Annotated in this window: 25 protein-coding genes; 20 read left to right on the top strand and 5 right to left on the bottom strand. The window is 53.5% G+C overall.

What is annotated here, in order from left to right; genetic code table 11:
- Nucleotides 1-54 precede the first annotated feature (54 nt).
- A complete protein-coding gene (locus CFI10_RS12545) occupies nt 55-624 on the bottom strand; it encodes a recombinase family protein (RefSeq protein ID WP_206834907.1) in 570 nt (189 codons plus the stop codon).
- A gap of 231 nt (nt 625-855) precedes the next feature.
- Here CFI10_RS12545 and CFI10_RS12540 point away from each other — a divergent pair, with 231 nt between their 5' ends.
- The gene (locus CFI10_RS12540; protein WP_206834904.1) at nt 856-1,737 is read left to right on the top strand and encodes a hypothetical protein; all 882 of its coding nucleotides are present in this window, start codon (nt 856-858) and stop codon (nt 1,735-1,737) included.
- A 254-nt stretch (nt 1,738-1,991) separates the two neighbouring features.
- Nucleotides 1,992-3,434, top strand: a complete 1,443-nt coding sequence (gene tnpC, locus CFI10_RS12535; protein ID WP_206834310.1) for an IS66 family transposase — start codon at nt 1,992-1,994, stop codon at nt 3,432-3,434.
- Nucleotides 3,435-4,349: 915 nt separating this feature from the next.
- Here the strand turns inward: tnpC and bfr (CFI10_RS12530) are convergent.
- Entirely contained in the window at nt 4,350-4,817 is a 468-nt protein-coding gene (gene bfr / locus CFI10_RS12530) for a bacterioferritin (RefSeq protein ID WP_091826643.1), read from the bottom strand.
- 2 nt (nt 4,818-4,819) lie between these two features.
- Nucleotides 4,820-5,293: a bacterioferritin gene (gene bfr, locus CFI10_RS12525; RefSeq protein ID WP_206834902.1), complete on the bottom strand. Its 474-nt coding sequence runs from the start codon at nt 5,291-5,293 to the stop codon at nt 4,820-4,822.
- A gap of 214 nt (nt 5,294-5,507) precedes the next feature.
- Between bfr (CFI10_RS12525) and CFI10_RS12520 the strand changes: the two genes are divergently transcribed.
- The 4 genes from CFI10_RS12520 (at nt 5,508) to CFI10_RS12505 (ending at nt 10,582) form a co-directional block, all read left to right on the top strand.
- Nucleotides 5,508-5,681, top strand: a complete 174-nt coding sequence (locus CFI10_RS12520) for a hypothetical protein (protein WP_206834890.1) — start codon at nt 5,508-5,510, stop codon at nt 5,679-5,681.
- 303 nt (nt 5,682-5,984) lie between these two features.
- Nucleotides 5,985-6,410 (top strand): YccF domain-containing protein, encoded by a 426-nt coding sequence (locus tag CFI10_RS12515; RefSeq protein WP_242529982.1) that lies wholly within the window; start codon nt 5,985-5,987, stop codon nt 6,408-6,410.
- Between the two features lie 96 nt (nt 6,411-6,506).
- Nucleotides 6,507-7,550, top strand: a complete 1,044-nt coding sequence (locus tag CFI10_RS12510; protein WP_206834888.1) for an efflux RND transporter periplasmic adaptor subunit — start codon at nt 6,507-6,509, stop codon at nt 7,548-7,550.
- The gene (locus tag CFI10_RS12505) at nt 7,547-10,582 is read left to right on the top strand and encodes an efflux RND transporter permease subunit (RefSeq protein ID WP_206834885.1); all 3,036 of its coding nucleotides are present in this window, start codon (nt 7,547-7,549) and stop codon (nt 10,580-10,582) included. The genes CFI10_RS12510 and CFI10_RS12505 overlap by 4 nt, the downstream gene beginning before the upstream one ends.
- A gap of 176 nt (nt 10,583-10,758) precedes the next feature.
- On the opposite strand, the gene CFI10_RS12500 is transcribed toward CFI10_RS12505, so the two are convergent.
- Nucleotides 10,759-11,334 carry an IPTL-CTERM sorting domain-containing protein gene (locus CFI10_RS12500; RefSeq protein ID WP_206834882.1) on the bottom strand — a complete coding sequence of 192 codons (576 nt, stop codon included), beginning with the start codon at nt 11,332-11,334 and terminating at the stop codon, nt 10,759-10,761.
- Between the two features lie 103 nt (nt 11,335-11,437).
- Between CFI10_RS12500 and qhpR the strand changes: the two genes are divergently transcribed.
- From qhpR to CFI10_RS12455, 9 genes are all read left to right on the top strand, one after another.
- Entirely contained in the window at nt 11,438-12,475 is a 1,038-nt protein-coding gene (gene qhpR, locus CFI10_RS12495; RefSeq protein ID WP_206834879.1) for an AraC-like transcriptional regulator QhpR, read from the top strand.
- Nucleotides 12,476-12,603: 128 nt separating this feature from the next.
- The gene (glnT, locus tag CFI10_RS12490; protein WP_242529981.1) at nt 12,604-13,986 is read left to right on the top strand and encodes a type III glutamate--ammonia ligase; all 1,383 of its coding nucleotides are present in this window, start codon (nt 12,604-12,606) and stop codon (nt 13,984-13,986) included.
- Nucleotides 13,987-14,000: 14 nt separating this feature from the next.
- Complete coding sequence (locus CFI10_RS12485) at nt 14,001-14,861, top strand: phytanoyl-CoA dioxygenase family protein (RefSeq protein WP_206834877.1); 861 nt, start codon at nt 14,001-14,003, stop codon at nt 14,859-14,861.
- Entirely contained in the window at nt 14,861-15,595 is a 735-nt protein-coding gene (locus CFI10_RS12480; RefSeq protein WP_206834875.1) for a type 1 glutamine amidotransferase, read from the top strand. Before CFI10_RS12485 ends, CFI10_RS12480 begins: the two co-directional genes overlap by 1 nt.
- Nucleotides 15,596-15,810: 215 nt before the next feature.
- Nucleotides 15,811-16,734, top strand: coding sequence for a LysR family transcriptional regulator (locus CFI10_RS12475; protein ID WP_206834873.1), 924 nt, complete (start codon nt 15,811-15,813; stop codon nt 16,732-16,734).
- 68 nt (nt 16,735-16,802) lie between these two features.
- Nucleotides 16,803-17,135 carry a DUF7352 domain-containing protein gene (locus CFI10_RS12470; protein WP_091826629.1) on the top strand — a complete coding sequence of 111 codons (333 nt, stop codon included), beginning with the start codon at nt 16,803-16,805 and terminating at the stop codon, nt 17,133-17,135.
- Nucleotides 17,136-17,237: 102 nt separating this feature from the next.
- Nucleotides 17,238-17,681 (top strand): phosphate-starvation-inducible PsiE family protein, encoded by a 444-nt coding sequence (locus CFI10_RS12465; protein WP_091826627.1) that lies wholly within the window; start codon nt 17,238-17,240, stop codon nt 17,679-17,681.
- A 30-nt stretch (nt 17,682-17,711) separates the two neighbouring features.
- On the top strand, nt 17,712-18,560 hold the full coding sequence (locus CFI10_RS12460) for an SDR family oxidoreductase (protein WP_206834871.1): 849 nt from the start codon (nt 17,712-17,714) through the stop codon (nt 18,558-18,560).
- Nucleotides 18,561-18,700: 140 nt separating this feature from the next.
- A complete protein-coding gene (locus CFI10_RS12455; protein WP_206834869.1) occupies nt 18,701-19,114 on the top strand; it encodes a hypothetical protein in 414 nt (137 codons plus the stop codon).
- Here the strand turns inward: CFI10_RS12455 and CFI10_RS12450 are convergent.
- Complete coding sequence (locus CFI10_RS12450; RefSeq protein WP_425270397.1) at nt 19,094-19,792, bottom strand: cupin domain-containing protein; 699 nt, start codon at nt 19,790-19,792, stop codon at nt 19,094-19,096. The two genes, CFI10_RS12455 and CFI10_RS12450, sit on opposite strands and share 21 nt — an antisense overlap.
- 205 nt (nt 19,793-19,997) lie before the next feature.
- On the opposite strand from CFI10_RS12450, the gene CFI10_RS12445 reads away from it, so the two are divergent.
- The 5 genes from CFI10_RS12445 (at nt 19,998) to CFI10_RS12425 (ending at nt 24,508) form a co-directional block, all read left to right on the top strand.
- The gene (locus tag CFI10_RS12445; RefSeq protein WP_206834866.1) at nt 19,998-20,435 is read left to right on the top strand and encodes a DsrE family protein; all 438 of its coding nucleotides are present in this window, start codon (nt 19,998-20,000) and stop codon (nt 20,433-20,435) included.
- A gap of 13 nt (nt 20,436-20,448) precedes the next feature.
- Entirely contained in the window at nt 20,449-21,009 is a 561-nt protein-coding gene (locus CFI10_RS12440) for a rhodanese-like domain-containing protein (protein ID WP_206834863.1), read from the top strand.
- A 96-nt stretch (nt 21,010-21,105) separates the two neighbouring features.
- Nucleotides 21,106-22,383, top strand: a complete 1,278-nt coding sequence (locus CFI10_RS12435) for a hypothetical protein (RefSeq protein WP_206834860.1) — start codon at nt 21,106-21,108, stop codon at nt 22,381-22,383.
- Nucleotides 22,384-22,518: 135 nt separating this feature from the next.
- Entirely contained in the window at nt 22,519-23,817 is a 1,299-nt protein-coding gene (locus CFI10_RS12430; protein ID WP_206834858.1) for an NAD(P)/FAD-dependent oxidoreductase, read from the top strand.
- A 4-nt stretch (nt 23,818-23,821) separates the two neighbouring features.
- Nucleotides 23,822-24,508 carry a thiosulfate oxidation carrier protein SoxY gene (locus tag CFI10_RS12425; protein WP_206834856.1) on the top strand — a complete coding sequence of 229 codons (687 nt, stop codon included), beginning with the start codon at nt 23,822-23,824 and terminating at the stop codon, nt 24,506-24,508.
- Nucleotides 24,509-24,689: the final 181 nt, after the last annotated feature.

The raw sequence follows: 24,689 nt of genomic DNA, 5'->3' as shown, positions 1-24,689 counted from the left end.
CATTAACGTGCTTTGCTTTTTCAATACGATCAAAAAGGCAAAGCACGCTCGGATTTATTTATTCCAGTGTCGCTTGACAGTTGATAAACTAAACCCCGATTCAATAGATACTTGGCTTTGACTGAGCCCCTCTTTTTTTAATTTCTGAATGGCTATGGCTGTAGTTTTTGCAACTGGTCTACCGAGCTTTTTTCCTTCACGCTTAGCTCTTTCTAATCCATGCTTTGTGCGTTCTATTATCCTATTTCTTTCGAACTCGGAAAATGCTGTAAACATTTGTAAGATTAGTTTACCTTCTGCTGATGTTAGGTCTTTCGAAGGTAAATCTAATGAAATAACTTGTATATTACGAGACATCAACATATTTATTGTTTTCTGTACATCAATATTATCACGACCTAATCTGTCTAGCTTTAATACGATAAGTATATCACCAGACTCAAGCTTATGATTAACTAAAGATGAAAACTTTGGCCTTTTCATGGCTTCGACCGAACCTGAAATTGTTTCCTCTATAACACGATGATCTTCTACTTCATGTCCAGCTTGAATGATTGCTTGGACTTGGTTTCTTGTATTTTGTTCTGTAGTGCTTACACGACAATAAGCAAAAACTCTACTCATTTTAAATCCTCCCTGATTGGTGTCATAAAAACCATTATCATTAAATTAAAGGTTTCATAAATAATAACGCTATTTTTATGATACCAATATTTCTTATTTTTAATGGCATCATAAAATGAACGATTAATGATACTAGTTTTATTCTAGCTAAAATATATATTTATTTCAAAATAATATTGTGATTATAATATCACAACGGATTGAAAAAATGTTTTTTGGAATTGCTACCTCATGGATAGAGACTACATTTCGCCATATTCGGACGACTTTATCAATTTAATGATCGTTAGAATAATGGCGCTACCCACAAGTGAACGATCTGCTGCGATCGAAAAGATCGAGTTTTCAGAAAGAATCTTTGATTTTCCAATTAAAGATAAACTTGTTCATTCTGAAAGGCAGGTTAGGTCTATACTAGTTCGCATAAGTGGCGTCGCTCATGATATTCATTTTAAAGCAATTCACTCAAAAAACACCTCCATCTCAAATCATGTATCCCCCAAGAACAGAAGTTACTATAAGTCATCTATTAATAGACGTGAATCTTATAGAGCAAGACATGCGGGCTCTAATAAAAAATCGTATTACGATGTAAAGAAGGCAAAGTATTGGTGTGATGCATACGTGTTGAATGCTTTGGCATATAGTCTTGGTTTCAGATGTGCACTAATAACTATTACGGCTCTCAAAGAACACCATGAGTCTGGCCTTATTAGTACTGCTGAGATAGTGAGGATTTTAAACAAGGCATTTAAAAAGTTTACTTCAACCCTTAGAAGAAAATATAAGAATAAAGGATTTGGCTTCAAAGTCATACAGCTACATGAAAATGGAATCCCTCACCTACATGCGGCTATTTTTTATGATGCCTCTTACGAGGCTGAGATCAAGAAAGCCTTGCATGCTTCACTAAAGAGTGAGCCAGTTGGTTTCCATCAATTTAAGACGTCAGAAGAGGGGTATGAAAAGGATCACAATAAAGTAATCAGTTATCTATCTAGAGATGTCGCAGATGAGAATTCTGATGCTGCATTAAGTAAATTTAATGGCTGTGCTTCACGTTCGTTTGAGATCTTCGGAAAGAATCTAAAGACAGCTCTATTTGATATGTAACTATTCAGCTCAAGTTCCTGCAAAAAGTTCTTGACAGGTTTTTTGTCAAAATATCTCCCAGTCCAGTGACAGTCGGTATTTCGCTTTAAAGCCTGCCTCAAGGTGCCGTACCGCCACTCTGTGGCGTCTGGCGGAGCTCTATGTCTCGGAGCGTGGGAGCAATGTAAAAGTTGCTCAGATCCGCACACAAAGCGAAAAATTTGACCTGAAAAAGTCGTGCGATAATAGGCCATCAATCGACGATACTCAGGCTCATGAAGATCAGCAATATGGATGTCGACGCCATCTTGGCGAACGTCAGACAACAGCTCCAGGACGACAAGACACTCTCGCCATCTCTGCGCGCAGCCATTGAGATGATGATGGTGCTGATCCAGATGATGACCGGCCGGCTCAACACGAACAGTACCAACAGCAGTACGCCGCCCTCCCAGGATCCGAACCGGCCCAAGAAGAGCCGCAGTAAAGGTGAGCGTAAACCGGGCGGACAGCCTGGCCGTATTGGCAAGACGCTGCAACGGGTCGAGGAGCCGGATGCGATCAAGACCGTGAAGGTCGACCGGCGCACCCTGCCTAAGGGCAGCGCATTCCGCGTGGTCGGCTATGAAAAGCGTCAGGTCTTCGATCTGGATATCAGCCGCTTCGTGACCGAGTACCAGGCCGAGATCCTGGAGAACGAACAGGGGCAACGCGTCACAGCGCCATTCCCGGCCGGTGTTGATCGTCCGGTGCAGTATGGTCCCCGCTTGAAAGCGCATGCGGTGTATCTGTCGCAGTACCAGCTGCTGCCCTACGAACGTGTCCGCGAATACTTTGAGGATCAGGTTGGTATCCCGCTCAGCGCAGGGTCGCTGTTCAACTTCAACCAAGACGCTTTCGACAAAGCTGAGGGCTTCGAGCACTGGGTTAAGGACCGTCTGGCCGAGTCGGTGCTGATTCACGCCGATGAAACCAGCATCAACATCGGTGGCCAACGCCGCTGGCTGCATTGCGCCTCGAATGATGACCTGACCTGGCTGGCGCCCCATGCTCACCGGGGTCACGAGGCGATGGAGGCCATCGGTATCCTGCCGCGCTTCCACGGCGTGCTTTGTCATGACCACTGGAAACCGTACTACCGCTATCAGTGCCGGCATGCGCTCTGTAATGCCCACCATCTGCGCGAGCTTCAGCGCGCCTGGGAGCAGGACAAACAGACCTGGGCGCAGCGCATGCAAACCCTGTTGTGCACCATGGAGGATGCCGTTAAGAGTGCGGGCGGCAGCCTGCCGCCTGAAAAGGCAGAAGGGTGGCGAAAGGCCTACCGGCAATGCCTCAAAAAAGCGGAAGACGAGTGTCCGCCACCGGATGAAAACCAACGGCAGGGCAAGCGTGGTCGGCTCAAACGCTCTCGGGCGCGCAACCTGCTGGAGCGGTTGCGCGACTATGAGGCAGATGTTTTGCGCTTTCTGGACGATCCGGCGGTCCCCTTTACGAACAACCAAGGCGAGCGTGATATCCGTATGCTCAAGGTGCAGCAGAAGATCTCTGGCTGCTTCCGCTCGATGGATGGGGCACAGATCTTCTGTCGTGTGCGCAGCTATCTGTCGACGGCGCGCAAGCAAAACCTGAGTGGTTCCGAGGCGTTGACACTGTTGTTCGAAGGACGTTTGCCGACCTTCATGGCAGCGCCAAGCGATAATCCGAAAACTTTTTAAATCAAGCCAACTGAATAGTTACTTTGATATTTTGATTAGTAAAAGGCAGAGTCTTTATAATAAAGATGGGGTTTTCAGGGAGATATACGATCTTTTATCATCAAAAGAATTAACCTCTATCAAGAAATATAATTTTTTTATAGGGCTTTCAACTAAAATAGAACCGATAAAGATTAAAATAATTTCTTGTAATGGAATATCAAGAAATGAAATAGTTGGTATCAGATGTGTCATTACAGGTCAAAAGGTCATATGGAATTGGGATAATGGTTCGCATGAAGAATCTGATACTAAAACGAGTAAAGTTGATAATTCTTTAGTCATTAATGGGCGTGCAGATTTCACAGTTAATGTAAGTCTGACAAGTATACAGAATTCATCGATCTGTTCTGTTCTAACCAATCGTTTTTTACAGCTTTGCCTTGTTTTGGTTTTATCATGCTATGCATATCTTTCCGAGGGGAGTGCCAGAGGCCCACCATTAGTATCAACGGATTTTGGCGCATAAACGCTAAGGCTATGATACAGAGGTTGATGCCCACTGAGTCGGCACCTTTGCAAGCTGTTTGAATGGTATACTGGTTGACCAACTGCCGTTGAGGGTCTAGAGTGACATTTTACATGGACATCGTGTCGTTGCAGGTGTCTACGAGCGGAACGTAAGGGCTTGAATACTGGTCATCTATACAGTGTCCCTCCCTGACCGCCATTTCCCATGTTTAAACTCAAGCAGATCAGCATCGTTGAATCAATACAGGGTCTCTTGTTGATTGGCAGCGCCTGTCGGACGGTTCTGAAGAGCTTCGGTGGATTTACCGAGACCTATAATGCTAGCTCCCTCTTCGATCACACACTGTGGGCCGGATGTTAAAACAGAGGGGATGACCGACCGCGCTTGGAGGTCGGTCCCCAAAATTACATCTGTGACTGCAGGTAGTTCTGCAGGCCAACACGGTTGATTAGCCCCAGCTGCTTTTCGAGCCAGTAGGCATGGTCTTCCTCGGTATCGGCCAGTTGCTGACGCAGCATTTCTCGGGTCTGGTAATCCTGTTCCTGTTCACACAGCGCAATGACCTGTTTAAGGTTATGCACGACCTGATATTCGGTGTTCAGGTCATTCTGCAGCATTTCCGGGACGGTTTTGCCGACATGAATGGGCTCGCGTGTTACCAGGTCCGGTGTGCCACCCAGGAACAATATGCGCTCAATCATCAATTTGGCGTGACCCTTTTCATCATCAAACTCGTGCGCGATGCGCTCATAGAGCTTGTTGAACCCCCAGTCGGCATACATTTCCGAATGGATAAAATACTGATCCATGGCGGCCAGTTCGCCGGCCAGTAGCTTGTTCAGTGCGTCAATGACATTTTGCTTGCCTTGCATAATCAATCCTCCTCAATGGCCGATTGCAGGTAGTTCTGAATACCTACTTCGCGGATCAGATGCTGCTGGGTTTCAATCCAGTCCAGGTGTTCCTCTTCTTCTTCCAGAATGTCGACCAGCATCTTGCGGCTGACATAATCACCACCGGCTTCGCACTGGGCGATCACATCACGCAGCAGCGCAATCTGGTCAGTCTCAAGGCTCAGGTCCCCCTGCAGCATCTCTTCGGTATCTTCACCGATGCGCAGGCGCTCCAGGTGCTGCAGGTTGGGTAGCCCTTCCAGAAACAGAATGCGCTCAATCAACCGGTCGGCCTGCTTCATGTCAAGAATCGATTTCTTGTAGGCCTTGTGATTTAGCCGTTCCAATCCCCAGTTCCTGAAGATGCGAGCATGCAGGAAATACTGGTTGATGGATGTAAGCTCGAGCGTCAGTACCCTGTTCAGTTGCTGCACCAGCGTGTCGTCGTGCTTCATTATTGTTCCCCTTAGATCGGATGTTTCGGCCGACCTCGATGATTTGAATGCGGTTGCACGTTTAAGCTGGTCACCAGTTTAGCAAAGATGTGAATAGGTCTGCCTCTTGTTATGGCGGTTTGACCCTGTCGCTGTCAGCTGCTATGGTTTGCTTTGTATATACATATGATTGTCAGTCGATAGTCGCTGCAGGCAGCTTTGGGGGGGGCTTTTAATGAGTGTTAAAAAGAAAAGCAGGCCCAAAAACAGCCAGCTGGTTATCCGGATTAATAATGAAGATCGCGATCAGTTTGTCGCGCTTTGTGATGAACTGGATACCAGTGCAGCACGTGAAATTCGACGTTTTATTCGCAGCTTCGTAGCCGAACATGCTTCGCTACAGAAATAGTCTGCTCATTAGATGGAGAGAACGACCATGGCGAACAAAGTAAAGACCAAAGCTGTTAAGAAAGAGATCAAGGCACGCAAGGCCAAAATTGCCAAGCACGAAGGCAAGCTGAAAGGTCTGAAAAAACTGCTCAAGAAAGCCAAGTAATCTCTGGCTTACCCGTAAAAAGCCGGGCCCCGTGAGGGGCTCGGCTTTTTTGTATGTATTAAGGGAGAGAACATCCCTTGTCTTGCCTCTCGCTCTACTGGATAAATAGTGGAACAATGGCTCGAACTTTATTTGCATATGTGAGGGATCATTCAAATGCTGCGTGTACTGGGTAATATTCTCTGGTTCGTGTTGGGTGGTGTGCTGATGGGGTTGGCCTGGTGGCTGGCCGGCTTGCTGGCGTTAATCACCATTGTGGGTATCCCTTGGGCGCGTTCATGCTTCGTAATAGGCAGTTTTGCCTTTTTCCCGTTCGGCAAGGAACCGGTCAACCGTCGCGACTTGACGGGTCGTGACGATATTGGCACTGGGGTTTTGGGGCTGATTGGCAACATCATCTGGTTCATTTTCGCCGGTATATGGCTGGCAATTGGTCATTTAATGTCGGCACTGGCCTGCTTTATCACCATCATTGGCATTCCTTTCGGCATTCAGCACCTCAAACTAGCGATGATTGCGCTGGCTCCGGTGGGGCAGACAGTGGTCCGCAGTGATACTCGTTTCAACACCCCGCTTGAGTAACCAGCCAGTATTCAATACGTTGCGAATATATATTTGTTGTCTCTAATATTTTACGATTGGGTCAACTGAATCGACGCGACCATCGGGTATATTGCCATGCGACTGACACTTCCTCTGATTCTGCTTTCTCTGCTGCTGGTCGGGTGCAGCGGTGACAAATCCGCTTCGCCAGAGACGACACCGGCTCCCTGGGTCAGAACAGTGGCAGTGCAGAGTCATGACAGTGCGTGGTTGAAACTGTCGGGTACGGTTAAGGGGCGCCATGAAATTCCTGTCTCGTTTCAGGTCCCCGGTCGCATTCTGGAACGCCATGTCGATGCTGGGCAGCGAGTGGTGGCCGGGCAGCTGCTGTTTCAGCTTGATACACGCGACCTGATGGCAACGGTTCGAGTGGCGGAAGCCGAGGTCAAAACCGCTGAAGCGGCTTTGGCGATTGCCCGCAGCGAGTTAAAGCGTCAACAGCAACTGGTTGAACGTGATTTTGTAAGCCGGCAGACACTGGATCGTTTTGAGCTGGCTTTGCGTGAAGCGGAAAGCCATCGTGATGCCGCACTGGCGGTGCTGGCACAGGCGCACAACGGCCTTGGTTACGCCAAACTTGCAGCTGACAGGTCGGGTGTGCTGACCGAGGTCAGTGCAGAGCCGGGCCAGGTGGTGGCCGTGGGGCAGCCATTGGCGGTGCTGGTTGAAGATGGTCCACTGGAGGTTGAGGTATATCTTGCCGAAGGTGTGCGTCCCCCCGAAGGTGGCAAGCTGCAACTGGAAGACAGGATGCTACCACTGAGCTTACGTGAGGTTGCCGGTGCGGCGGACCCGCAAAGCCGCAGTTGGCGTGCGCGTTACCGCATTGAACAGCCTTCTGACGCCCTGAGCCTGGGTACGGTGGTGCAGGTACTGCTGAACCAGGATCAGCAGGGTGTCACGCTGAGTGTGCCGCTGGGGGCGTTGGATGAGCGCAGCGGCGGCCCGCAGGTGTGGCAGGTGTTGGAGGGCAAGGCACAGCCTGTTCCGGTTGAGGTTCTGTCACTGGAAAGCGAGCAGGCCAGAATTCGCGCTTCACTGGTCGAGGGCAGCCGCATTATTGCCTTGGGCACCCATCTGTTGACGCCGGGAATGGATGTGAGGGAGCAGGCACAATGAGCTTTCCCAACCTGTCGGCGCTTGCGGTACGTGAGCGCTCCGTCACGCTGTTTTTCATCATTCTGTCCGTGTGTGCCGGTGTGTATGCATTCCTGTCACTGGGGCGGGCTGAAGATCCTGCCTTCACCGTTCGCGTGATGGTGGTGTCGGTGGTTTGGCCCGGAGCAACCCCGCAAGAGCTGCAGAATCAGGTCGTTGATCGACTGGAGAAGCGCATTCAGGAAGTGGAATATCTGAACAAGGCTGAAACCACTGTACGTCCGGGACGTGCGGACCTGCAGGTGGAGTTTGAAGATTTTTCGCCCAGCGAGGTGGTACCCGATCTGTTTTATGAAGTGCGCAAGCGGATGCAGGATGAGGCCGCCAGCCTGCCCGCCGGTGTGATCGGCCCCATTGTGAATGATGATTTTTCGGATGTGTACTTCTCGCTGATCGCCCTGACGGCCCCGGGCATGCCGATGCGCGAACTGACACGTGAAGCCGAGTCGATTCGTGATCGTTTGCAGCGTCTGCCGGGTCTGCAAAAGGCGCTGGTGCTGGGTGAACGCCCTGAGCGTGTATATATCGAATTTGACATGAATCGGCTCAACAATCTCGGCCTGACCCCAGAGCAGATATTTGCTGCCATCGAAGCCAGCAACAGGATGGTGGCCTCGGGGTTTGTGGATCTGGACGGTCCGCGAGCCTATCTACGCATTGAGGCGGACCTGGCCGACCCTGAACAGTTGGCGGCGGTGCCGCTGAGAGTAGGAGGGCAGCTCATCAAGCTGTCTGACTTGGCTGAAGTGCGACGAGGGTATGAAGATCCACCGAGCTATCTGGTACGAGCCAATGGTAAGGACGCCATTTTGCTGGGTGTCGTGATGCAATCCGGTCAGAACGGGCTCGAATTTGGTGAGCGTCTTGAAGCCTTCATCGCAGACGAGCAGTCGCGCTTGCCTCTGGGCATGTCGTTGCAGATGCTGACCAATCAAACCGAGGCGATCAGTCAGGCAGTCAACCTGTTTCAGGTCAAGTTTCTGGCCGCGGTTCTGGTAGTGATGGCAGTGAGTATTCTGGCGATCGGTTTTCGTGCCGGCCTTGTGGTCGGGATCGCGATTCCGGTCACCATCGGCCTGACGTTCCTGTTGATGAAAATGGCCGGCATCAATCTTGACCGCATCACACTGGGGGCATTGATCATCGCACTGGGACTGCTGGTGGATGATGCGATCATCGCGATCGAGATGATGATCGTGAAGATGGAGGAAGGCTGGGACCGCGTACAGGCAGCCAGCCATGCCTGGAATGTCACGGCGGCACCGATGCTGTTTGGCACCCTGGTTACGGTGGTGGGGTTTGTGCCGATCGGTTTTGCCCAGTCCGGCGTGGGCGAGTATGCGGGCAATATTTTTTGGGTGCTGGCATTCGCGCTGTTGATCTCCTGGCTAGTCGCAGTGACCTTTACGCCCTATCTGGGTGTAAAGCTGCTGCCGGACTATCATCAGCACACCCCCGGTGATCTGTATCAAACGGCACTGTATCGTCGTCTGCGTGCCTTGATTGGCGCCTGTGTACGCTTTCGCAAGACGGTGGTGGCCGCAACGATAGGCGTGCTTGTACTGAGTGTGATCGGCATGGCTACACAGGTACAGAAGCAGTTCTTCCCCAGTTCGGACCGCCCGGAGGTACTGGTTTCGGTCTACCTGCCACAGGGCAGTGCCATCGGCACAACGGATGCAACCGTGCGCAAGCTGGAAGCGATTCTGTCACAGATGGAAGAGGTCAAAAGCCTTTCGGCCTATGTGGGAGCCGGTGCCCCTCGGTTCTTTATTTCGGCCAATCCCGAACAGCCTGACCCTGCCTTCGCCAAAATCATTGCGATAGGGGAGGATGCCGCGGCCCGTGATCGCATTATGGCTGAGCTGGATCGGCATATTGCCGCAGGCGAGTTCTCCGAGGCGCGGGTGCGGGTGACACGACTGCTGTTTGGACCGCCCGTGGTCTGGCCTGTCAGCTTTCGCGTTATGGGGCCCGATGCCAATGAGTTGCGACGTATTGCACATCAGATACGTGAACGGATGGAAGCACACCCCAATACCGTGATTCCGCACCTGGAGTGGGACGAGCGGGCACCGAGTTACCATCTGAATATGGACCCTGAACGCCTGCGCCTGATGGGGCTGACGCCGAACGAGGTGGCGAGACAGCTTCAGTTGCAGCTGAATGGACTTGCTGTTACCGAGGTACGGCAGGATATCCGCAGTGTGCAGGTGGTGGCGCGCAGTGCGCGTGATGGTGTTTTGCTGCCGGAAGCGCTCGAAATCAAGACTGCAGAAGGCCGAAAGTTGTCGCTGCAGCAGCTGGGTGAGCTTGAAATCCGCTATGAAGATCCGGTGATCAAGCGCTACAACCGAGAGCCTTTCCTGGCGGTGCAGGCAGACGTGCAGGGGGCACAGGCACCGGATGTGACCCAGGCCATCTGGCAGCAGATGGCACAGCTGCGGGCCGGGCTGCCACCGGGCTATCACATCGACATCGGAGGTTCTGTTGAGCAGTCCGGCAAGGCGGATGCCTCCATTCAGAAGTTGCAGCCGGTGATGCTGGCGCTGATGCTGATCTTCATCATGCTGCAGATGCGCTCCTTCTCGGGCACTTTCATGGTGGTGGCTACGGCTCCGCTTGGGCTGGTGGGAGCCGTGGCAGCACTGCTCCTGTTCCAGCAGCCATTTGGCTTTACGGCGCTGCTGGGTCTGATCGGCCTTGGGGGGATTCTGATGCGCAACACCATGATTCTGACCCAGCAGGTGCAGGACAATTTCGACACCGGCATGGCGGTGCGTGACGCCGTCATTGAAGCAGCGGTGCAGCGGGCACGCCCCGTGATTCTGACAGCACTGGCTGCAATGCTGGCCTTCATCCCGCTGACGCTGGATCTGTTCTGGGGGCCTCTGGCCTATGTACTGATCGGTGGCGTGGCGGTGGGTACGCTGATTACCCTGCTGTTTGTACCTGCGTTGTACGCGCTCTGGTTCAAGGTCAGCAAGACCTGATACGGCTGCATGCTGCCGACATTACGCGACAGACAATTTGACCAATAGTGCGCCAGGGTTCTGGCTGCACAGTTGCTGTGACTGGTACGAGAGCACTCGCTCTTTCAGTGAGGGGTTACACGACGGGACAAAAGCCCGGCAGATGTGCTGCCGGGCTTCATGGTTGCACTGGTCTATTACGCCTTGGTCTTGCGCATTCCAAACATGCCAAACAGGCCAAGCAGGCCACTCAGAGCGAGTATGCCGAAAAGGGGCAAGGTCGGAACAGGTGTTACCTGTGCTGGTGCTGGCGGTGGCGCGGCCACATCGTTATCAAGGGCCACGCCATTGATATCACTCAAATTCTGTCCGGAATAACTGGGATCAGCGCTGACAGCCGGGTCTACCACCACGGTAAATGGCTGATCACCGTCTATGTTCGTATCATCAACTGCTGTTACATTGAACGTTGCCTCGTAGCCATTACCAGCGGTAAGGATTACCGTTGCGGGCGTCACCGTTGCTTCGGCCCCGGCGATACTTACATCAATAGAGATATCATTTGTGGGCGCGCCAGTCACTGATACGGTTACAGTCTGCGATGTTCCCTCGGTTAGATAAAATGCGCCGCCACTGGCAGGGTCCATGACAATGGTACTGATGCCTTCGCTGTTTCGATTGGTGGCGTTGATAACGCTTGAAGAGGGCACGCCCTGATTTGTGGCAGGGTGTTCAGGCGTGCCCCACCCGGGGGCGGAATCGGACGGTTTCATGTTGTCATGGAACCCGTTGCGGTGTCTGTTACCGGACTATGCTCTGCAATGGCCTGCTTGTTGCATCCGTTCTGTGTACGAATAACAGATCAGGGTCTGCATCATGTTGTTGAATACCAAACGAGGCCCTGCCAGCAACCATGTACCCTCTAGTGTGCTGGCATCCGTCACGCTGGGATTGGAAGAGTTCATTGAGGCACAGGGCGGACACAGTGCAGAAGTTCTGGCACGCTCTGGCTTGAAATCCGGCCTCTATGAGAAGCCTAATCGCCACATTCCACTGAAACATTATTGTAACTCCATGCATGAGGCTGCGCGCTCTACCCATAACGAGCATTTTGGGCTCTGGTTCGGTGAGCAGTTCGACCCTGAAGGGCTGGGGCTGTTCGGTTTTCATGCGATCACCTCGCCAGACTTGCGGGCGGCTATCCACAGCATGCAGGAGTACTTTCCGGTATTTCAGCGTAACAGTCTGCTTCAAATGACAGTCAGGAATGGCATCTGCCAGCTTGAATATCGTCTGTTGTATGGCGATATCATGGATCGGCGTCAAGATGCTGAATTGACAGTAGGCATGCTCAATAATGTACTGCGCCGTGCCATGGGAGATCAGTGGTCACCGCTCGAAGTACACTTTCAACATCCGGCGCTGGTTGATGCGGGGCAGCATCGTGAAGCGTTTCAGTGTGATATTCGGTTTCGGCAAGAGAGCAATTTGATCTTGTTCCGTGAGTCCTGTCTGAATCAGCCGATGCCTGATGCAAATGCAATGCTGAACAATGTTACGCGTGGCTCCATTCTGGAGTTGGCTGGTGTGGTGCAACAGAATCTGAGCACGGTGCAGCGCACCAAGAGTGAAATTATCGAGCTGTTGCCCAGTGGAGAGGTCAGCCTGGATCGGGTCGCCAGCCGGCTCAACCTGTCATCGCGCACGCTGCAACGTCTGCTGTCAGCGGAACAACAGTCGTTCAAGGGGGTTATCGATGAAGTGCGTGAGGAGCTGGCCATTTGTTACCTTGGCTATGAGCGCCTCAGCATTTCCGAAGTGGCCTACCGTCTGGGTTACTCTGAGGTCAGCGCGTTCACTCGTGCCTTCATCCGCTGGAAAAACATGAGTCCCAGTGACTGGCGGGTGCGGTAATTTCCCTCTTTGATATCCGGTGCCAACGAAATGGCGCCAGAAGTCAAAACTTCAGTTTCTGCGGTCAACTGCTTTTCCCACCCCCTCTGAGATACTGAAACCGTCCAACACTTACGAGGATGGTTTCCATGTCACAGATGTCAAATGTTCTGCCTTCTGTATGGGTTTGCCCACCAGAGAACGCGCTTGACGAAGCCTGTCTTTTTCTGGAGCGTCATAACGTCAAATATATATTGGCTCAGTTTGTCGACCTGCATGGCGGCATCAAGAGCAAAGCGGTTCCTGTCCATTGCCTGAAAGGTCTGTCTGAAACCGGTGCAGGTTTTGCCGGTGGTCCAATTCTCGGTTTCGATATGACACCGCAAGACCCTGAATTCATGATGGTCGCTGACCTGTCCACGTTGGCATTGTTGCCCTGGTTGCCCGGTTACGCCTGTATTCGTGGTACCGGTATGGTTGGCGATGCGCCTTATCCGCTGGACCCGCGCAATGTATTGGCGGCACAGACCGCACGCTTGAAAGCGCGTGGCCTGCGTTTCATGACCGGTCTTGAACCGGAGTTCTATCTGCTCAAGCGAGATCAGGAGGGCAGAGTGGTTCCGTTTGATTCCACTGATACCCTCGACAGGCCAACGTATGACTATCAAGGGTTGACTCGCAACGCCGCATTCCTTGAAGGGCTGTACGACGCGCTGACGGTGATAGGGCTTGATGTCTATCAGATTGACCATGAGGATGCCAACGGCCAGTTTGAGCTCAACTTTAAATACGATGAAGCGTTGCAGTCGGCGGACAACATGCAGTTCTTCAAAATGGCGGCGAAAGAGGTTGCCAATGATTTGGGGGCGATTTGCAGTTTCCTGCCCAAGCTATCCGCCACCACCACCGGTAATGGCATGCACGTACATTGCTCGCTGGTGGATGAAGCCGACAATAACATTTTCCATGATGCTAATGATCCCAGCGGCATGGGGCTATCGAAAACGGCCTATCAGTTCATCGCCGGTGTCATGGAACACGCGCCAGCACTGGCTGCATTGCTGTGTCCGTCGGTCAACTCATACAAGCGCCTGATCACGGGCACACCGCAAAGCCCAAGCTGGGCACCCGTTTTCATCGCGTATGGCGATAACAACCGCTCCGCCATGCTGCGTATTCCCTATGGTCGGATTGAAGTGCGTATCGGCGATAGCAGCATGAACCCCTACCTGGCTACGGCTGCCATCATAGCGGCCGGTTTGGATGGGATTGATCGTGAGCTTGAGGTCCCAGAAGCTCATTCCATCAACTTCTACGACCTGACTCCCGAGCAGGTAGATGAACTTGGTGTTGCCCGCTTGCCTGAAAACCTGAATGAAGCCTTGAAAGCACTGGCTGAAGATACCTTTCTTGCCGAAGCGTTGGGCGAACGTCTGATCGACAGTTTCCTGCGATTGAAGCGGCAAGAGTGGCATGAATACCATCGCGCCGTTTCCGAGTGGGAAATCAACCGCTATCTGACTTTTTACTGATTGGAGCATCCAACATGATCACACTGACTCAAGCGCAGATCGCCCAATTTCGTGAAGACGGGTTCCTGATCGTCGACAAGATCATTGAACCGGAAGCCGCTGCCGAGATTCTGGAAAATTTTGAAGGGGTTTTTGAAGGACACTATCAAACGGGCATCAAACCGGATGAAGTGAATCTGCCACTGGGTGAGCCGCCCTTTACCAAGCAGATCTGTAATGCGTGGAAATCAGACCTTTCCGTTGCCCGCCACATCCTGTCCGAGAATCTCGGCAAGGCATGTGCAGAGCTGGGCGGATGGGATGGTGTCCGGCTGATGATCGACAATCTGTTGTGGAAGCCGGTGAACGGTCGCTCAATCGACTTCCATCAGGACAGTATGTACTCGCTCTGGATCGACAAGCCTGAGTTGGTAAGCTGCTGGGTAGCGCTGGATAAGACGACGGCTGATGGTGGCACGCTGGTGTATATCAAAGGGTCACACAAATGGGGTGAAGCCAAACCGATCATGCAATTTCATGGCCCCGAAGATGACCTGAAAGAGGTGCGAGAGTGGGCCAAAATCCATGGTTTTGAGCTGGAATTGGTACCGATTGTTGTGCCTCCGGGAGGCGGTGCTTTCCACGATGGCTGGCTCTGGCATGGTTCTCGGGTCAATAAGGCTGATGTGCCGAGACGCGCATTGGCAGCACACTTCTTCCAGCATGATATTCAGTTCAATCCGGAACGGATAAGCATCGGAAATGGCCCGATCTATGGCAAGTACAAGAAGTTGGGCTCCAACGAAGTCGATGAAGGCTATTTCCCGATCACCTACCGCGAAGACGGTTATCGCACACCGGGTCTTGACGAGTATCTGGAGAAAGGAGTCGTCTGATGAGAATTGTCGCCATTATGGCTAGCGGGATGAACGGGCCCGCAGAATCGGGTCGTATAGGCGAAGTCGTCGCAGAGCGTGGGGGAACCCTGCACTGGTTTTATCGCCGCAAGGGTGATGTGCTGCCGCTGGATATTGACGCGTTTGATGGCCTGATCGTCTTTGGTGGTGAGGTCAGTGTCCATGACCCGTTGCTTCAGCCCTATTTCGATGACTTGGCTGATCTGATTCGTCGGTTCGCTTCCGCTCGCAAGCCGGTGCTGGGATCTTGTCTGGGGTGTCAGTCAATTGCCTATGCCTTTGGTGCGGCAGTTAAGCCACAGGGCTTTCTGGAGTACGGTTTTACGTCATTGCAACTGACTGAAGCGGGGCAAGACGACCCGCTGTTGAAAGGAACTGAGTTACAGCCGAAGCTGTTCGAAATGCATTCGGACACGTTTGACCTGCCTGAAGGTGCTACGTTACTGATGAGCGGTAAGGCGGTCAAAAATCAGGCCTATCGTCTGGGCGATCTGATCTATGCCTTCCAATGCCACTTTGAAGTGACGCCGGAGATCGTGGATACCTGGAACCGCCGCGAGTTGCTTGGCGATCCTGCCCAGGATCAAGCTCACATAGCGGAACTTATCGCACAGGCACAACAGGACTTTACGCAGTACCAAACGGCGCAGACGGACTTTGCCCGCACGCTGGTTAACCGTTGGCTGGACTTGATCGACACCACTCAGGTTTAGAGGAAAACGCATTGGCAACCAGGATTAAAAATATCCTCGCCTTGGCGATGATTCTGCCGGTGTTCTATCTGGATACTGATAAAAAATCCTGATTCGGTCGTACCACGACACGCCACCTTCGGGTGGCGTTTTTGGGTTCTGCACTCTGAATGAGGTTTTGTGTGACTGAGGTTGAGGTAGACTCTAACCCTGACAGTCAAGAATTGAGCTCTGCCATGTTGAATAGACTGAACTTCCGGCACCTGTATCACTTTTGGGTTGTGGCCCGAGAAGGCAGTATGGCGCGTGCTGGCCAGATCCTGGAGTTGACACCGCAAACGCTGAGTAGCCAGGTCGCTGCGCTTGAAAGCGAAATGGGTGGGCTTCTGTTTCGTCGAGAGGGCCGGGGGTTGCGCTTAACGGATCTGGGGCTCAGGGTTCAGTCCCATGCCGATGAGATATTTGAAGCGGCTGAAGCGCTTGAGCAGGCTATGGAGGTACCGCTGGAATCACGCCCTATGCGCTTGGCTGTGGGCGTTTCCGCATCCATTCACAAGCTTATTGCCTGGCGCCTGCTGGAGCCTGCGCTGCAGCTGGAGCGTGAAGTGAATGTGGTGTGTGAAACGGGGCGCACACGGTATCTGTTGTCCGATCTGGGCAAGCGTCATCTGGATGTGGTGCTTACGGACCACCCGCCGGTGTTGGCGCATGATTCGGGCTTTCGTCTGCATGAGTTGGGCAGTTCTTCGATGATGCTGTTTGCTGCGCCCCAATTGGCCAATACGTTAAAAGGACCTTTTCCAGCAAACCTTGAGGGGCAGCCGTTTCTGGTGAATGCCGTGGATGCGCCGCATGTCAGTCAGTTGATGCAGTGGTTCAATGATCAGGGGATTCGAGTCTCAGTCCGGGGCCAAGTGGATGACAGTGCGTTGATCAAGGTGTTTGGTCATCATGGTATGGGCGTGTTTGCAGCGCCTGCCATGATTGCCGATGAAGTCTGCCGTCAGTACGAAGTGGAATGTTTGGGTGAGGTGGAGGCAGTTCAGGATCGCTTGTTCGCCGTGACGCGCTCAAGTCGAATCCATAACCCCGCTGTTGAGGCTATTTGTGCCCGTGGTACCCAAGACCATCAGATTAAATCTGATGAGAGAGACGAATAAATCTGCTTTTTTCTTTCGTGATGCTTGGCCAATATGAATCCGTAAGCAATCAGAAGAGGGCCACGGCCATGAAAGCAATTCACAAATACCATCTGGATGCGTCCGATTCACTGACCACACTGCGCCTGCGTGAAGGTTTCCGCATTGTACGCTTCGAGTATCTGGTGGCTGAAAAAGGCTTGTTCCTCTGGGCTGAAGAGCCGCTGAGGGCCGACGTTCCTTACGTCGATGCGAGCTTCAAGGTTACCATGACCGGAAAGCCGGTGGCGATGCATTATGAATACATGGATACGGCGCTGGACCCCTTCGGGCCAGAGGCCTACCACCTGTTCAGGGTGGAAGAGAGCGCGGCGCCTCAGTCACCCCATACGCCGCCGCATCTTCGCAACGTAGCGGCCTGACCCAGCTGCTAATTGACACCCCCTGGGCCGGATAGCAGTAGCTATCCGGCCCTTTTTCGTTCAGTATGATTTTCAGCCTGCTCAACCGATCAGGAGTCAGAAATGGATTATAAAGACAATGATGCCCGGTTAATGGATTTCCTTAATCGGCTGATCAAGTGGTCTGTTCGGCTGTTGGCCATTTTGATGGTTTTCGTGATCATTATGGGCGTTGTTGACGTGGGCTGGACGCTATATGAGAAGCTGCTGGCCGCTCCCAAATACATCCTCACCATTTCCGACATGCTGGCCACCTTTGGTGCCTTTATGGCGGTACTGATCGCCATCGAAATCTTTATCAATATCACGATCTATCTGCGTGACAACGTTATCCATGTCAAAATCGTCATTGCGACCGCTCTGATGGCCATTGCCCGAAAGGTGATTATTCTTGACCTGGATACCACGCCGGCTGAATACCTCTGGGGCATGGCACTGATAGTGGTTGCCATGAGTGTGGCCTATTGGGTGGTACAGCGTTATGGCAGTGAGGAAGGCGGGCACTGACCGCCCGCGAGGAATATTGAAGGAATATACGTGGAGAAAACGATTCTGGTTACCGGTTGCTCAACCGGTATAGGGCGTCACTGTGCGCTTGAACTGAAAAAAGCGGGATGGCGCGTACTGGCAACGGTCCGCAGCTCGGAAGATATTGCCTCGCTGGAGGCACTGGGCCTGGAAAGCTTCGTGCTGGATCTGGATTCATCTGAGTCTGTTCGGGCCGGGTTTGAGCAGGCCATGATGTTGACGGACGGCCGTCTGGATGTGCTGTTCAATAACGGTGCCTACGGCCAGCCCGGGGCCGTTGAGGATTTGAGCCGTGAGGTATTACGAGCCCAGTTCGAAACCAACCTGTTTGGCTGGGTTGAGCTGACGAACCTCGTGATTCCCGTAATGCGTCGGCAACAGAGGGGGCGAATTGTCATGAATTCGTCGGTTCTGGGGCTGGTCGCGATGAAGTACCGTGGCGCCTATAACGCCTCCAAGTTTGCTCTGGAAGGGATCACCGATACCTACCGTCAGGAACTGCATGGCAGTGGTATTCATATTTCACTGATTGAACCGGGGCCCATCACCAGTGCCTTCCGGGAAAATGCCCTGGTCGCCTTCAAGCGCAACATTGATACCGCGCACAGTGCACATGCGGATACCTACCGGGGCGTTCTGAATCGGCTGGAAGCGGGTGAGCAGGAGGGCTCAGCCTTTACTCTTCCGCCGGAAGCCGTGTTCAAGGCGCTGCAGTCCGCGTTGACCGCTCGGTCGCCCAGGGCGCGGTACTATGTGACCTTTCCCACCTATTTGCTGGGGTATCTCCGGCGCGTGTTGCCGGCCCGGTGGCTGGATACGGTGCTGCGTCGTGCAGCGGAGAAGGAGAATACTGCCTGAGTATAGTCAAGGGATTCCCATCCCGGTCGGTCATCTCTACACTCCCGGTTTCTGTCAGTCATCAAGAGTAGTAACCCGTGTTGTCGTACCGCATTTCAACCCGATATTACCGGACCCAAACAGCCCGCCATCTGCTCTGGATGCTCGGGCTCGTAATTGCCGTTGTGATCAGTATCTACTATCTGTTTCAGGCATCGGCAGTGGCTGATTTCTTGGTTCCGGCTTTGGGTATAGCGGCCTGCTCGGCCTATTTCATCAAGCTGTTTCAGCATGTACGACAGGGGCGCACGGCGTACCCAGAAATCGAGCTGGATAATCAGGCGAAAACCCTCACCCTGGTTCAGGGTGATAACCGAATTAAGGTCGATATCAGTCATATTCTCGACCTGCGCCTCAAATACCGTAGTTATCATCTGGAGCAGATCCAGATGACGACTCAGGAGGGAGAGGTACTACGGCTGGAAGGTTATGATGAGCTGGAAGATTTGGGGGCCGAGCTTGAACTGCTGACACCCAGCCATAACGTCAAACGGTCAAAGATCCGTATCCGGTAATTGAGATTGTGAGTTCAGTGGTAAATGGCCTGTTTTCACAAATATCACGGTTTCCTGCTCAACCCATGGGAAATGTTCGCTCAAGTGCGGGCTACGTAGCCAGGTGCCGGCGGGATATACGCCGTGCTCATCCCGAAACTCACCGGACAGCACCAGAATTTCTTCTCCGCCAAAATGACGATGGGGCTGAAAGCGTTCGCCGGCTGGCCATCGAACCAGTGCGGTATGCTCGGTTTCGAAGTGGTGCAGCGGCATCACCTCAAGCCCTCCCTGTCCCGGCTGCCATGGTGCACTCTGGGTGTCGATACGTACCTGTGCCAGATCGTTCGGGCTAAAGTGATTCAGTTTCACGAACAGCGTGCATCCCTGTCGGCTGAAGGGTGCGTGTTGGCTACCGGGTGGATTTCGGATGTAACTGCCGGCCGGGTAGTCCCCACTCTCGTCTGAAAACACACCCTCCAGTACCAGAATTTCTTCACCCAGCGGGTGAGGGTGGCTTGCAAACGCGGAGTCGGGCAGATACTGCACAATACTGGTGGTGTGGCCGGACTCTTTGGCTTCCCGTTCCAGGGGCTTGCGCAACACCCCCGCCGCAGGGCTGGTGATCCAATCCATGTTGGCTGTTTCAATCACAACGTGCTGACTGAAGTCCATGTTGAGCATTGTCGGTATCATCATTGTTCCTGCAGGAAAGTTTTCTGTTTAATCATAAGCCTGTGCATTGTAGTACGTTGGCTGTCGCATAACAGTTTGACCTTTAACCGGCTCGGGCGGAGGGAATCGGCTTTACAGTGGCGGGGGAGTGGTGTAGTTTGCCTTGTTAATTAGATTATTCGCATTTAAAAGAACTATATTCTTAAATTGCATAACAAAGGTGGTATTCATGAAAGCAGGCAAACTTACCGCATTGCTGTTGGGGGCCAGTTTGATGGCTCCGCTGGCGGCTCAGGCTGACGGCCAACAGGTCGAAAAGGCGCTGATTCTGGTCAACAGTGGGTCGCTGCAGACTCAGGGCATGGCGATGGTGCTGGGCAACGCCATGCAGCAGCAGGGTACTCAAGTTGATGTACTGTTGTGCGACAAGGCAGGGGACCTGGCCCTCAGCGAAACCGCCAATGAACCCCTCAAGCCACGTGATGTGACCCCTGAACAGTTGCTGATGAAGCTGCAGAAAGGTGGTGCCAATGTAAACGTGTGTGCGCTTTATCTGCCCAATGGCGGTCATGACAAAGCAGCCCTGCGAGAAGGTGTTGGGGTGGCGACACCGCCTGCCATTGCCAAACAGATGACGTCTGAAGAGACGCGTGTATTCAGCTTCTAAGGAGAATGGCTTAATGAAAAAACTGCTGACACCGCTGCTGCTCAGTGCAGCTCTGGCAATGCCGATGGCGGCTGCACAGGCGAATGATGAAATAGGCATTACGCCTGAAGCGACCTATGAGTTGGTACAGGAAAAGCGTGATGAGGTGCTGTTCATCGATGTGCGTGATCCGGTTGAGATCATGTTCATCGGTTTCACCGACGAGGTGGATCTGAACATTCCCTACCTGATGGTGGACCGTAGCCAGTGGGATGCGCAGAAAAACCGCTTCCGCCTGTATCAGAACCCTGACTTTGCCGCTCAGGTAGAGCAGGCACTGATACAGCGTGGTCTGGACAAGAATGCGACTGTCATCACCATGTGCCGTTCGGGCAGCGAGCGTGGCCTGCCCAGTGCCGAATTTCTGCGCGAGAACGGCTTTCCTAATGCGACCTATGTAATTAACGGTTTTCAGGGTGACAGCATCAAGGCTGGAGACAATGCCGGGTTCCGCATCCAGAACGGCTGGCAGAACTCTGGTTTGCCCTGGGGCAGCAAGCCAAATCCTGAAAAAATCTACCGTATCGACCGCTAATACTCCCGTGGTGGGGCCTACAGGTCCCGCTCTTGCGCCTGTCGGCTTTTCGGCAGGCGTGCTATTCTCGCCGCCTCGTTTTTTCGCCCGAGGTGCATGTTGTTTCTATCAGGCTACCTGTTGATCGGGATGGCATTTGCCGCTGTCCTGAACGCATTTTTTTCGGTTCTTCCCGGCTATCTTATAGGTGTTCCTGTCTGGATCTCGGCCCTGCTGCTCTGGCCGCGACTCAAGCCGGCGCAGCGCAAGCAAACCGCTGTTCTTCTGCTGACAGGTGCCCCGCTGCTTCTGTTTGGTACGGTCTATGGTAATGACCCACAATATTTGCTCAAGGCGCTGGAGGCCAACTATCTGGTGCTTGCCATGCTGGTTGGGGTCAGCTTTCTGCGCCTTGTCGCCATGCAGGGGGTACACAGTGATGAGCAGCTGCCGCGTGGCCGAACGGCACTGTGGCAGACCCTTCTGGGGGCGCACCTGATCGGTTCGGTGATCAATATTTCATCGGTACTGATTGTGGGTGATCGGCTGTCTGCTCGTCAGCCACTGCAACCGGTTCAGGCACTGGTATTGCTGCGCAGTTTCAGCATCTGTGCCTTCTGGTCACCGTTTTTTGCAGCCATGGGGCTAACACTGGTAAGCGCCCCCGGGGCGGAACTGAAAACTTTGGTGCTGTTTGGCTTGCCGGTCGCGCTGGCAGGTCTGTTATTCAGCATGTGGGAAGTGGCGCGAGCACCTGCTGTTGAGCAGGCGCGCGGCTATCCCATGCACCTGAAGGCATTATGGATGCCGCTTGTGCTGGCCGTTCTGGTGGTGATCTGTCATGAGATATGGCCTGCGATCAGTGTGCTGACGCTGGTGACACTGATCTCCATTCTGTTTGCCGTCAGTTGGCTGCTGTTGCGTCAAAAACGACAGGGTGGTCGACGTCTGCTGAACCATATTCATGAAGGCCTGCCGGGCCTGGCAGGAGAGGTGATGCTGTTTCTGGCCGCTGCAGTATTGGCGGCTGGCGTGGCGTCCAGCTTGAGCGCGTTTGATCTGGCGCTTGCACCGGAACACTATGGTGCTCTGGAAGCCTGTATCACACTGTTGGTACTCATATTGCTCGCCTTTGCTGGCATGCACCCGGTGACCAGTGTCGTACTGGTGGGCAGTATTCTCGCACCGAGCGTGAGTGACCCGAACCTGCTCGGGCTGACCATGCTGATGGGGTGGGCACTGGGTGTGGGACTGTCCCCTCTGTCGGGAGTTCAGCTCAGCCTGCGGGCGCGCTATTCCATACCGGCTGTCCAGTTGATGCGGCTTAATCGACTCTATGCGCCGGTGATGTTGCTGGTGTGCTGGGCCATGTTGTGGCTGTTTACTCGGATTTGAAGTTTTTTCATCTGGGCGACTGCCATTCCTTGAATGCAGAACAGTTTCAGGCCGGATAAAGAGTTCTAAAGTACTGCTTTCAGGCGCTGCTCTCTTTGCTAGTCTCAAACCGCAATGGTCCAGACGGGAAGGGATATGAAGCAGAGAAACATCTCCGCTGTTTCAAGACGCACGCTGCTGGCAGGCCTGATGCTGAGCCCACTGCTGCTGAGCGGGTGTCAGCGTATGCTGTCAGGCCGCCCGTCCGAAGGCCGGGTGGTGATTGTCGGTGGCGGCTTTGGCGGTGCCACGGCGGCGCGCTTGCTAAGGCAGCAGGCACCGCAGCTGGATGTCACTCTGGTTGAACCCGCCAGTCGTTTCTATACCTGTCCCTTTTCCAATCTTGTACTGGCCGGCCTGCTGCCGCTAAAGGCCATCGAGCAGGATTATGCCGCCCTGATACAGGCAGGGGTAAGCCATCGGCGTCAGCAGGCGCTGGATATTGATCCGATTCGCAAACAGGTCATTCTGGACGATGGCACCCGGATTGAATATGACCGCCTGATTGTCTCGCCCGGTATTGATCTGCGCTGGGATGCGATAGAGGGTTACGATGCAGCGGCCGCCGAGCGGGTGCCCCATGCCTGGAAGGCGGGGCCGCAAACGCTGCTGTTGCGGCGTCAGCTCGAAGCGATGCCGGATGGTGGCAGTGTCATCATCACTGTGCCCGGTAACCCCTACCGTTGCCCGCCGGGCCCCTATGAGCGTGCCAGCCTGATTGCGTACTATCTCAGTCGGCACAAACCGCGCTCAAAACTGTTGATACTGGACAGCAAGGACCGTTTTTCGAAGCAGGCCCTGTTCATGTCGGCGTGGAAAGATCTCTACGGTGACCGAGTTGAATGGGTTGGGCTGTCGGATGATGGCAAAGTGATGCGTGTGGATCCGCAGCGGCGTGAGGTGGAAACCGATTTTTCCACCCGCCACCGTGCCGCAGTGCTCAATGTGATTCCACCGCAGCAAGCCGGTCGCATTGCGGCAACGGCCGGACTGATCGATGCCAGTGGCTGGGTACCGGTTGACCCGGGTACATTTGAATCTCGCCATGCTGCGGGTATTCATGTGATAGGGGATGCCTGTATTGCGGCCCCCATGCCCAAATCCGGCTTTGCCGCTGGTATGCAGGCACGCGTGGCAGTGGCGCATATCATCAGCGAGCTGACAGGGCAGGATGTTGTCACGCCGCAACTGTCCAATATCTGTTACAGCCTGGTAGAGCCGGGCTATGCCATTTCGGTGGCGGGTCAGTATGAAGTGGATCAGGGGGCTCTGGTGCTCAGGCCCGGAACCGATCATCTGAGCCCGTTGGAGGCTTCACCTCGTTTGCGTCAGTCTGAAGCTCGGTCGGCTGAGGGCTGGTATCGTGCCACCACCGCTGATATCTGGGGCGGCTGATTCGATGCGCCGCTGGGTTGCGTTGTTGTTGCTACTGGCCAACCCGGCGCTGGGGGGCGAGCCTGTGCTTCTGCAAGGGCTGCAGGTGCAACTGCCCGCCGTGATTGAGGATGGTGCGCAGGTGCCGTTGCGGATCACATTTGATGAGCGGCTTGATCCCGGTGAATATCTGAAAATGATACAGGTGCAAGCTCCCCTTAACCCCGAGCCGGATGTGATCAGTTTTGAATTCCTGCAGGCTGTGGCCCCGATCAGGTTGGCAACCCGGATACGGTTGAGTGAGTCTCAGCCGGTTGTCATTCGTGCTCAAAGCAATACAGGGCGGCAATGGCAAACAGAAGTTAAGGTCCGTGTTGCGCTAAGTGGCTGCCTGACAGGGCCAGCCCCTGCTGCCGAGGTAATGACGATGCACACCCCGCGGGTCGCCATACCGGATGCAGGCAGAGCGGGGGAGGTCAGGGCTCAGGTTCGCCACCCGATGGAGAACGGTTTCCGCAATGGGGTGCGTGATCATGCAATCACGCCGAACAGGGTGCAGACCCTGAGTATCTCACGGGCCTCATCACCGTTGGCAGTGGTGCAGTTCCACGCAGGAACGGCTGCCAACCCCTATGTCAGTCTCTGGCTGAGCGATAGCCGAGACCTGACGTTCAGCTGGCAGGATCTACAGGGGCTGGAGCTGCACCACTGAGTGTTGTAAACCCCTCCGAGTTGAGTTGGCTGGTCATTTCTCCGGGACCAGGGCTTGCCGGCCCTGCTTGAAATCTTTGCGTACTGGATTGATAAACGAGGCTGCGCGGGCTTTCTTGTTCTGTGTTAGGCTGAACCTAACCGCTTGATTCGTGGTCAGTTCAGAATTGATACAAACGAGC

Source organism: Marinobacterium iners (genome assembly GCF_017310015.1).
Lineage (GTDB): Bacteria > Pseudomonadota > Gammaproteobacteria > Pseudomonadales > Balneatricaceae > Marinobacterium > Marinobacterium iners.
Note: the sequence above shows the minus strand (reverse complement) of the source record. Positions and strands in the feature narration are given on the sequence as shown.